The organism is Streptomyces sp. NPDC054786 (assembly GCF_053611685.1).
The window spans coordinates 43,292-54,106 of sequence record NZ_JBSHAW010000054.1; the positions used below are offsets into that span (position 1 = coordinate 43,292).

Consider the following 10,815-nt stretch of genomic DNA (forward strand, 5'->3'; position numbering starts at 1 on the left):
GTGCGTCAGCTCCCGTAGCACCCACCGGCATTGCCCTGGAAGCCGCCGACACCCGGTGCTATGTTGTTCTCGTTCCGAGAAAGACTCAGAGTGAGAATGACGTCGGGAGGGGCGGCCGTGGACACGGACCGGCAGGGCAACGGGAGCGGCGCCGCGCGAGGCAAAGGCGACAGTGCGTTCCTCGCGGCCTACGACCCGTGTGAGTTCCCGGCGATCGCCGTGACCGTCGACGTCGTCGCGCTGACGCTGCGCGCCGGGGCCTTGCACCTCCTGCTCGTCGAGCGCGGCGGCCGGCCCTTCCAGGGCTCCTGGGCACTGCCGGGCGGATTCGTCCAGGCCGGCCGGGAGTCGCTCGATGCGGCCGCGGCCCGCGAACTCGCCGAGGAGACCGGGCTGGACGCCACGCAACTGAAGCGCGTCCACCTCGAACAGCTCGGCTCGTACGGCGATCCCGGCCGCGATCCGCGGATGCCCGTCGTCACCGTCGCCTACCTCGCCTTCGCGCCCGACCTCCCCGACGCCCGGGGCGGCGGCGACGCCTCGTCCGCGGCCTGGGTCCCGGTCGCCGCACTGGATCTCGGCGGCCGTACGGAGGCGCAGGATCCCGAACGGGTGACTCCACAGACTTTCGTCGAACCGGACGCGGCCCGGCCGCGTCCCTCAGAGCAGGGTCCGGGGCACGGGATCGACGGGGGTGGTTCCGTGCCCCGGCCCGTCAGCGACGCGGCAGCGGAGGGGGAGCCCGTTCCGCAGGCCCCACTCCCGCTCGCCTTCGACCACGCGGAAATCGTCGCCGACGGACTCGACCGCGCCCGCGCAAAGATCGAATACACCCCGCTGGCCACGGCGTTCCTCGCGGAGGAATTCACCATCGTCGAGCTCCGCGGCGTCTACGAATCCATCTGGGGCAGCCCGCTGCACGCGGGGAACTTCCACCGCAAGGTCCTCTCCGTGCCCGGATTCGTGGAGTCCACCGGCGCGACGTCGGCCCGCGGGGGAGCCCGTGGCGGCCCGCGCGCCCGCCTCTACCGTGCGGGCGACGCCCGCCTGCTGCACCCGGCGCTGCTGCGCCCCGACCGGGAGGAGAGCGTGCGATGACGCTCACGGCCGCGGACGCCCCGCGCACCCGCGCCGCCGCCCGCACCGCGCTGTCCGCGGCCTTGTCCGCCCCGGTCCTCCTTGGCGTCCTACGCACCGACCGCGGCGGACGAGGCAGGCCCGCTGGGCGGGTCGTCAACGGCGCGCCCGGTCAGTGCCGGACGAGCGACCGCCGGGCAACCGGGAAGTCGAAGTAGGTGTCCGGAAAAGTCTCCGGTGTGAAGGTGTAGTGCCACCACTCGCTCGCATAGTTGACGAATCCGGCGCGCTCCAGGCCGTCCTTCAGCAGCAGCCGGTTCGCCCGCTGCGTGCCCTTGATCCGCGGGTCGAGGGTGTGCGCCAGCGTGTCGAAGCAGTCGAAGCCGGTCCCCATGTCCAGCCCGTTGTCAGGGAAGCGGGACGCCTTCGGGCCGTAGCACGACGACAGCGGCTCCCCGGGGACGTACGGCCGGGTGGGCAGCGCCGGCAGCCGCGCCAGCGTCAGATCGAGGGTGCTGCCCCTGCTGTGCCCGGACTTCTCCGCGATATAGCCGTCCCGGAAGAGCGTCGACTTGTCGACCCGGGGATAGAACTCGGCCTTCATCCGCTGGTCGTCGAGGTCCTTGGCCCAGGCCACGAAGTGGTTCACCGCGCGCTGCGGCCGGTAGCAGTCATAGACCTTGAGGGTGTATCCGCGGCGCAGGAACGAGAGCTGCGCCCGGTGCAGTGCCCGTGCCGCGTCCCGGGTCAGCAGGCAGGTCGGCGCCCGGTAGCCGGTCACCGGCACCCCCATGAAGTTGTGCGGGGTGAAGTAGCGCATCTCCTGGATGATGGTGGGGTCCACGTCCCGCAGCGCGACGAACTCCCGGGGCGCCTTGGGGTCGTTGGCCGGATGCGACGACGGCGCCGGGCGGTGCGGGGCGGCGCCCGCCGCCGCACCCGAGGGGACAGCGGTGACGGCGATCAGCGCGGCGGCAGCGGCAGCAAGGCCGCGCAGCGCGGCAGCAAGTCTCGGCATGGCCCTCGTTTACCAGGCGCGGCAGTCGCAGGGGAAGCCCCGTCGCGCAACCGGTCCGCCGCGCAACCGGCCCACCACGCGCCACGGCCCCACCCCTGTCACCCCGTTACGTGGCTGCCCGTTACTCCCCGGCCCGGCCCGGCCCGGCCCGCCCGCTACGCCTCCGCCCCGTCCTCCAGCCCCCGTACCCGCACCGGATACCCCACCGCGCCCCCGTCCCGCCGCTCCACGATCACCCGGTCGCCCTCCCGCCGTGAGGTGAAGCGTTCCACCGTCGGCCGCTGCCAGCCGTCCCCGGCGTCCGGCACCACCAGTCCGTTGCCCCCGCGCCCGGCCGCCGGCGCCCACACCTCCAGCTCCGTCCCGCCGTCCGCCCCCGTCACCGGCAGCACCGCACCGGCCCGTGCCAGCACCGGAATCCGCGACAGCGGCGCCTCCACCCACACCTGCCCGGGACCGTCGTACGCCCGCCCGGTCGCGGTGTCGTACCACCGGCCGCGCGGCAGCCGCACCGGCCGCCAGGTCACCCCCGCCGCCAGCGCCGGCGCCACCAGCAGCGCATCCCCCAGCAGAAAGGCGTCCTCGCAGTCCCGCAGCGCCCGGTCCCGCGGCGCGTTCCACCACACCGGCCGGACGTACGGTGCCCCGGTCAGCCGCGCCAACTGGCCCAGCGTCCCGAAGTACGGCAGCAGCCGCTGTCGCTCGCGCAGCGCCGTACGGGCGTGTTCGAGCACCTCGATCCCGTACTCCCACGGCTCCCGCCGCCCCGCCCCGAGCGCCGAATGCGTACGGAACAGCGGCAGCCAGGCCCCCAGTTGGAACCACCGCAGATACAGCTCCGGGGACGGCGCCCCGGAGAACCCGCCGATATCGGGACCGCTGTACGGCACCCCGCACAGCCCCAGCCCCAGCACCAGCGACAGCGAAGCGCGCAGCCCCGGCCAGCCCGTCGCCACATCGCCCGACCAGGAGCCGCCGTAGCGCTGCATTCCCGCCCAGCCCGAACGGGAGAAGAGGAACGGCCGCTCGGCCGGACGCAGTTCGCACAGCCCCTCGAAGCCGGCCCGCGCCATGGCCAGGCCGTAGACGTTGTGCGCCTCCCGGTGGTCGCCGCCCCGGCCCTCCAGGGCATGCCGGGCCGAGCGCGGCAGCGTCCGCTCCCCGAACGCGGCGAACGAGACCGGCTCGTTCATGTCGTGCCAGACGCCCGCGAAGCCCTGCGCCAGTCGCTCCCCGTACAGCGCCCCCCACCACTTGCGCGCCCGCGCATCGGTGAAATCCGGGTACACCGACTCGCCCGGCCACACCACCCCGCGCACCTCCCGCCCCCGCGCGTCCCGCACAAAGGCATCCGCCGCCGCCCCGCTCTCGTACACCGCGTCCCCCGGCTCCGCCTTCACCGCCGGATTCACGATCGACACCAGCCGCACCCCGTCCGCCCGCAACTCCCGCGCCAGACCGGGCAGATCCGGATAGCGCTGCCGGTCGACGGTGAAGACCCGGTGCCGGTCGTAATGGTCGATGTCCAAATGGACGGCGGACAGCGGAAGTTCGCGCTCCTTGTAGCCGGCCAACACCCGGCGCACCTCGGCCTGGCCGCCGAAGCCCCAGCGGGCGTGCTGATACCCCAGCGCCCACTGCGGCGGCAGCGCGGGCGCCCCGGTCAACGCCGTCCAGCCCTGCAGCACCCGGGCCGGGGTGCCGACCAGCACCCAGTAGCGCAGCGGGCCGCCGTCCATCCGCAGCTCACAGGTGCCCGGCCGGTCATGCCCCGAGCCCGCGCCCTCCGCGCCCTCGCGCAGCGTCACCCGGCCGTCCCACGAATTGTCGTGGAAGACCAGATGCGTACCGGCGTCCGCCACCACCAGCTGCACCGGCATCGTCAGCGACAGCGGATCGTCGCCCGGCTCGAAGGCACCGCCCGGATCCGTGTTCCACAACCGGTACGCACCGTCCCGCAGCCGCGGCCCGTGCGCCCGGCCGCCGAGCCCGAAGAACCGGGCATCGGCCGCGACCTCGGCCCGCTGCACCCAGCGCGAGGCGCCGCCGCCCTCGGGCCGCCCGCCCGCACCCTCCCCGCCCATACGGTCCCACCAGCGCGGCGGCAACTCCCGCCGCAGCACCGCCCCGCCGGGTGTCCGCACCTCCACCGCGCCGTGCCGGGACACCACCACCAGCACCCGCTCGGAGACCACCCGCCAGCCGCCCTCGGTATCGGGCTCCAGCACCGCCCGCGCGTCCACCTCCGGACACGCCCCGGCCAGCGCATACGAGGGCTCCGGCTCGGCGCCGTCCCAGCCGCAGAACACCGCACCGCCCGAGGCCACCCGCACCCGCAGCGACGACCGCGCGAAGTGGATCAGCCCGCCGCCCGGCTGGGGCTCCGCGCCACTGGCCGCCCCCGGCACCCGCGCCCGCTCCGCGGTGCGCCGCGGCAACGCCAGCGCATCCGCCCGCCGTGCCCGCCACGCCGCCCGCACGGACCGGAGCCCCTGCGCCGGCCCGAGTGCCGTGATCATCCGTACCGACCGCACCAGATCCCGCCCGTCCATGCCGGTCAGCCTGCCATTGACGGCCGGGTGCGCGGGCACCGTTCAACTGCCGTTCACCTGCACGGGGTCACGCTCGGCCACCTTCAGGCCCCCGGATCGTCCTCCGATGGCCAAATCCCGCCGTATGTCCCCGCCACGCGCCCCGGAACCGGCCCGCACGACGTGCCGGCACCACATCCGCCACCCCCCGAATGTGGGGAGCCCACCCTGGTGCACAAGTCGATCACATGGCATCGTCCAGGCAAGCCGTGTCACGCGCACACGCCCGGAGAAGGGGCCGGGGGACCTCCCCACCACCGTGTGCGCCCGACGCCTACGACGCGTACCGCCCGGGAGCCGCATCATGACCACCGCACCGCAGTCCGCCCCGCAGCCGGAGCCCCTCTGGCAACCAGGCCCGGACCGCATCGCCGGCGCACAGGTCACCCGCTTCCACACCTGGGCGGCCGCCCACCACGGCGCGCCCGCACCCACCCCCGGCGACCCCGCCACGAGCTACGCCGACCTCCACCGCTGGTCCGTCGACGACCTCCCCGCCTTCTGGCAGGCCACCGCGGAGTGGTTCGACGTCCGCTTCGCCACCCCGTACGAGACCGTCCTCGCCGACCGCGCGATGCCCGGCGCCCGCTGGTTCCCCGGCACCACCCTCAACTACGCCGAGCACGCCCTGCGGGCCGCCGAGGACCCGGCCCGCGCCGAGGCCCCCGCGCTGCTGTACGTCGACGAGACCCATGAGCCCACCCCGGTCACCTGGGCGGAGCTGCGCGCCCAGGTCGGCTCGCTGGCGGCCGAACTCCGCCGCCTCGGCGTCCGCCCCGGCGACCGGGTGAGCGCCTACGTCCCCAACATCCCGCAGGCCGTCGTCGCACTCCTCGCCACCGCCGCGGTCGGCGGCGTCTGGACCTCCTGTGCCCCCGACTTCGGCGCCCGCAGCGTGCTGGACCGCTTCCAGCAGATCGAACCGGTCGTCCTGTTCACCGTCGACGGCTACCGCTACGGCGGCAAGGAACACGACCGCCGCGACACCGTCGCCGAACTCCGCGCCGAACTGCCCACCCTGCGCGCCGTCGTCCACATCCCGCTGCTCGGCACCCCCGCTCCCGAAGGCGCCCTGAACTGGTCGGACCTGACCTCGAACGACACCGAACCGGTCTTCGAGCAGGTCCCGTTCGACCACCCGCTGTGGGTCCTGTACTCCTCCGGCACCACCGGTCTGCCCAAGGCCATCGTCCAGTCCCAGGGCGGCATCCTGCTCGAACACCTCAAGCAGACCGGCCTGCACTGCGACCTCGGCCCCGACGACCGGTTCTTCTGGTACACCTCCACCGGCTGGATGATGTGGAACTTCCTCGTCGCCGGCCTCCTGGTGGGGTCCACGATCGTGCTCTACGACGGCAGCCCCGGCCACCCCGACATCGCCGCCCAGTGGCGGGTCGCCGAAAGCACCCGCGCCACCGTCTTCGGCACCTCCGCCGCCTACGTGATGGCCTGCCGCAAGGCCGGCATCCACCCGGCCCGCGACCTCGACCTCTCCGCCATCACCTGCGTCGCCACCACCGGCTCCCCGCTCCCGCCGGACGGCTTCCGCTGGCTGCACGACTGCTTCGCGGAGAGCGGCGCCGACCTGTGGACCGCCTCGGTCAGCGGTGGCACCGACGTCTGCAGCTGCTTCGCCGGCGCCGTCCCCACCCTCCCCGTCCACATCGGCGAACTCCAGGCCGCCTGCCTCGGTACCGACCTCCAGGCCTGGGACCCCCAGGGCAAGCCCGCCGTCGACGAGGTCGGCGAACTCGTCGTCACCAAGCCCATGCCGTCCATGCCCACCCGCTTCTGGAACGACCCCGACGGCACCCGCTACCACGACAGCTACTTCGACATGTACCCCGGCGTCTGGCGGCACGGCGACTGGATCACCGTCACCTCCCGCGGCAGCGTCGTCATCCACGGCCGCTCCGACTCCACCCTCAACCGCCAGGGCGTCCGGATGGGATCCGCCGACATCTACGAGGCCGTCGAGCGGCTCCCCGAGATCCGCGAATCCCTTGTCATCGGCCTGGAGCTTCCCGACGGCGGCTACTGGATGCCGCTCTTCGTCCACCTCGCCCCCGGCGCCGCCCTCGACGACGACCTGCGCGACCGGATCAAGCGGACCATCCGGGAAGAGCTCTCGCCCCGCCACGTCCCCGACGACATCATCGAAGCCCCCGGCGTACCGCACACCCTCACCGGCAAGCGGATCGAGGTCCCCGTCAAGCGCCTCCTCCAGGGCACCCCGCTCGACAAGGCCGTCAACCCCGGCTCCGTCGACAACCTCGAACTGCTCCGGTTCTACGAGCGGGTGGCCCGCGACCGCGCCGCCGCCGACAGCGCGCAGTAGGCCCCGGCCGCGCCGGACCGCCGGGTGCCCACGCCCTCCGGTCCGGCGCCCGGCGCATTGTCAGACCCCTCGATTACTCTCAGTGACAAGTGATGTTCGGCCGCCACACCTCACACCGAGCCGGCGCATCTCACTCAGGGGGAGTCATGACATCCACATCCCGGCACACCGACCCGTCCACCGCCCGCCGCGCACTACGCCGCGAAATCCCCAGCAGCGCCGCCGTCCTGGCCGACGAGCAGGACTTCACGGCCATGCGCCGCTACCGCACCTTCCCGTTCGACGACCACCGCAGCTACCTCCGGCAGGTGGAGACCCTGCTGCGCGGCCTCGCCTCCCAGGGCGTGCTCACGACCGTCAGCCTCTTCGACCCGGCCGCCTACGAGAAATACTGCGGGGACCTCGCCCTGGACCCGGACCGCCCCGACAGCCGTAGCCGCTACACCGCCGAAGTCGCCCGCACCGGCGCCACGCTGACCTACCAGGGCGAGCCGCTCACCCAGCTGCTCCCGTTACTCGTCGAAGAAGCCGACCGCCAGGCGACCTGGGACCGCGCCTCAGGCCTCCTGTCCCGCGCGGGCAGCTGTGAGGAGTGCGGCGAAGACCTCGCCCACGCCGCCTTCGCCCGCGCCACCCAGGCCCTCCAGGACCTCCTGGCCGCCCTCGGCGACGGCACCCACCACCTCGTCTGCTCGGTCGCGGTCGGCGAGCCCTCTTTGCTGGCGGTTCTGCACGCCACCAGCCCCGACGGCGCCCGGCCCCGGCTCGCCGAATCCGAGACCCTCGTCTTCTGCACGGTCCTCGCCGTCGGCTTCGCCCTGCGCACCCCCGGCGGCCTCGTCTCCCGGACCACCACCGCTCCCGCCGACCGCGCCGCCACCGTCGACCGGGACCGGGACACGGTCCGCGGCTGGTCCCTCGGCGACTCCTGGCTGCGCCCCCTCGGCGCCGCCGAGGTCTTCACCGCCTACTGCACCGACTCCGACACCGGCGAACCGATCCCACCCGAGCACGGAGTCGACCACGCCCCCGGCCTCCCTCTCACACCTCCACCCGACCCGCACCACCACCGCTGACCGCGCCACGCTCCGTACAACACCATGGCCGCCCCGCCACAAGGGCGGGACGGCCATCAACACTCCTGCGACGCACCGCGCCGCGCGTGATCACTCCCCGGAGAGCACCGCCTGCGCGGCAGCCCGCGCATCGTCGGCGGTGTCCGCGGCACGCGCCGCGGCCGCCGCCCGCTCGCACTGCGCCAGCGTGTGCTTGGACAGCGTCGCCCGTACGTACGGAATCGACGCCGCGCCCATCGAAAGACTGGTGACCCCGAGCCCCGTCAGCACACACGCCAACAGCGGATCGGAGGCCGCCTCACCACAGACACCACAGCTCTTGCCCTCGGCCTTCGCCGCCTCCGCCGAAGCCGCCACAAGATCCAGCAGCGCCGGCTGCCAGGGGTCCTGCAGACGGGCGACGGCACCCACCTGACGGTCGGCGGCGAAGGTGTACTGCGCCAGGTCGTTGGTCCCCAGCGAAAGGAACTCGACCTCCTGAAGAATCGACCGCGCCCGCAGCGCCGCCGACGGAATCTCCACCATCGCTCCGAACTTCGCCCGCAGCCCAGCCTCCCGGCAGGCATCCGCGAAGGCCTTGGCGTCGATCCGGTCCGCCACCATCGGTGCCATGACCTCGAGGTAGACCGGCAGCCCCTCGGCCGCCTTGGCCAGCGCCGTGAGCTGCGTACGCAGCACATCCGGGTGGTCGAGGAGGGTCCGCAGTCCCCGCACACCCAGCGCGGGGTTCGGCTCATCGGCCGGCGTCAGGAAGTCCAGCGGCTTGTCGGCACCGGCATCGAGCACCCGCACCACGACCCGCCCCTCGGGGAAGGCCTCCAGCACCTTGCGGTACGCATCGACCTGCTTCTCCTCGGACGGCGCGTTCTTGCTGTCGTCCAGAAACAGGAATTCCGTACGGAAGAGACCGACACCCTCGGCCCCGGCCTCGACCGCCGCGGGCACGTCACCGGGACCGCCGACATTCGCCAGCAGCGGCACCTTGTGCCCGTCGGAGGTGGCACCCGGACCGGACGACGCCGCCAGCGCCGCCCTCCGCTCCGCCGCGGCCTGCTCCAGCGCCGCCCGCTTCTCGGCGGTCGGCTCGACAAAGACCTCACCGGTGCTGCCGTCCACCGCGATGACCGTGCCCTCGACGAGCTCACCCGCGCCCGGGAGCGCGACAATCGCCGGCACACCCAGCGCCCGCGCAAGAATCGCGCTGTGGCTGGTCGGCCCGCCCTCCTCGGTCACGAACCCGAGCACCAGCGTCGGGTCGAGCAGCGCGGTGTCGGCCGGTGCCAGATCGCGCGCGATCAGCACATACGGCTCGTCGCTGTCCGGCACCCCCGGCATCGGCACACCCAGCAGCCGGGCGACGATCCGGTTGCGCACGTCATCGAGGTCGGCCACCCGGCCCGCGAGGTACTCACCGGCCCCCGCCAGCAGCGCCCGGTAGGCGGCGAACGCGTCATACACCGCGCGCTCGGCGGTGGAGCCGACGGCGATCCGCCGCTCGACATCCGCCATCAGCTCGGGGTCCTGAGCCATCAGCGCCTGTGCCTCCAGCACGGCCTGCGCCTCGCCACCCGCCAGGTTTCCCCGCGCTATCAGGTCAGCAGCAACAGCTTCCACGGCCTGACGGGCACGCCCCTGCTCGCGCTCCGCCTCGTCCGCCGGAATCTGCTTGGCCGGCGGCTCGAGAACCGCCGTGCCCATGTGCCGCACCTCGCCTATGGCCACACCGTGGCTCACGCCGACGCCTCGCAGCGTTGTCTCCATTGCACCCGTCTCCGGTTGATGCGACGGCCGAACCGCCGCGGTGGATGTCCTACCTGCCGTACGCGACGGCGCCCGGCTACTGCCAGGCGAAGAGCTGGTCGCCCGCCTTGATGTCGCCGTCCTCGCGCACCTCACCGAGCGAGTCCGCCGTGGCCTCCAGTGCAACGACCGGGCAGACCGGCGACTTCCCGGCCTTCTCGACCGCGGCCGGGTTCCAGCGCACGACCTCCTGGCCGCGGGCGACGGTGTCACCCTTGTTCACGAGCAGCTCGAAGCCCTCGCCGTTGAGCTGAACGGTGTCGATACCGAGGTGGGTGAGCACGCCGTGCCCCTCGGAGTCGACGACGACAAACGCGTGCGGGTGCAGCGATACGAGAACACCGTCCACGGGCGAGACAGCAGTAGACGGCTCACGCACCGGATCGATGGCGGTACCGGGACCCACCATCGCTCCGGAGAACACCGGGTCGGGCACAGCCGCGAGTCCGATGGCGCGTCCGGCAAGAGGGGACGTCACGGTGGTCATGGGAAGCCTCCCAGGGGTGGAGATTCATCAGGCCGCCGTCACTACCTGTCCTGGACGGCGCACCGTTCAGAAGCGTAAGTCATAAGAACTGACGGTTCCCCGTGAGAGACGCCGGTTGCGGACCGCGCGTCACGCTGAATCGATTTGCCTCGCCCACAGCAGCGCTGTACTGTCTGAGACCTGCCCCGGACAGCCAGGACGCAATCAACTGCGTCCGGTTGAGGTGGGCGGCACTCCTGGCGTCTTGATCGCGACTCAAGAATTGCGCGCTTCTGCATGTCTGCAGAAAAGCAGCGGTTCGGAGGACGGAAAAGGCCTGATAGAGTGTGAAACACCGAAGGGAAGCGCCCGGAGAGCCTGGTGAAACAGGCACAAAGGAAGCGTCCGTTCCTTGAGAACTCAACAGCGTGCCAAAAGTCAACGCCAGA

The 10,815-nt window shown here is 72.7% G+C and carries 7 protein-coding genes; 3 read left to right on the forward strand and 4 right to left on the reverse strand.

Annotated features, from left to right (window positions below; genetic code table 11):
- Window positions 1-117: 117 nt before the first annotated feature.
- Window positions 118-1,098 (forward strand): NUDIX hydrolase, encoded by a 981-nt coding sequence (locus tag ACWGI6_RS33740; RefSeq protein WP_453271032.1) that lies wholly within the window; start codon window positions 118-120, stop codon window positions 1,096-1,098.
- A gap of 151 nt (window positions 1,099-1,249) precedes the next feature.
- Here the strand turns inward: ACWGI6_RS33740 and ACWGI6_RS33745 are convergent, their stop codons facing one another.
- Together ACWGI6_RS33745 and ACWGI6_RS33750 are read right to left on the reverse strand one after the other, a co-directional pair.
- Window positions 1,250-2,095: a M15 family metallopeptidase gene (locus ACWGI6_RS33745; protein ID WP_453271033.1), complete on the reverse strand. Its 846-nt coding sequence runs from the start codon at window positions 2,093-2,095 to the stop codon at window positions 1,250-1,252.
- Between the two features lie 155 nt (window positions 2,096-2,250).
- Window positions 2,251-4,647 (reverse strand): glycoside hydrolase family 31 protein, encoded by a 2,397-nt coding sequence (locus tag ACWGI6_RS33750; RefSeq protein WP_453271039.1) that lies wholly within the window; start codon window positions 4,645-4,647, stop codon window positions 2,251-2,253.
- A 343-nt stretch (window positions 4,648-4,990) separates the two neighbouring features.
- Here ACWGI6_RS33750 and ACWGI6_RS33755 point away from each other — a divergent pair, with 343 nt between their 5' ends.
- On the forward strand, window positions 4,991-7,024 hold the full coding sequence (locus ACWGI6_RS33755) for an acetoacetate--CoA ligase (protein ID WP_453271034.1): 2,034 nt from the start codon (window positions 4,991-4,993) through the stop codon (window positions 7,022-7,024).
- A 146-nt stretch (window positions 7,025-7,170) separates the two neighbouring features.
- Entirely contained in the window at window positions 7,171-8,100 is a 930-nt protein-coding gene (locus ACWGI6_RS33760) for a hypothetical protein (RefSeq protein WP_453271035.1), read from the forward strand.
- A gap of 90 nt (window positions 8,101-8,190) precedes the next feature.
- On the opposite strand, the gene ptsP is transcribed toward ACWGI6_RS33760, so the two are convergent.
- Both ptsP and ACWGI6_RS33770 read right to left on the reverse strand, forming a co-directional pair.
- Window positions 8,191-9,861 carry a phosphoenolpyruvate--protein phosphotransferase gene (gene ptsP / locus ACWGI6_RS33765; RefSeq protein WP_393909773.1) on the reverse strand — a complete coding sequence of 557 codons (1,671 nt, stop codon included), beginning with the start codon at window positions 9,859-9,861 and terminating at the stop codon, window positions 8,191-8,193.
- A 76-nt stretch (window positions 9,862-9,937) separates the two neighbouring features.
- The gene (locus tag ACWGI6_RS33770; RefSeq protein ID WP_453271036.1) at window positions 9,938-10,387 is read right to left on the reverse strand and encodes a PTS sugar transporter subunit IIA; all 450 of its coding nucleotides are present in this window, start codon (window positions 10,385-10,387) and stop codon (window positions 9,938-9,940) included.
- Window positions 10,388-10,815 lie beyond the last annotated feature (428 nt).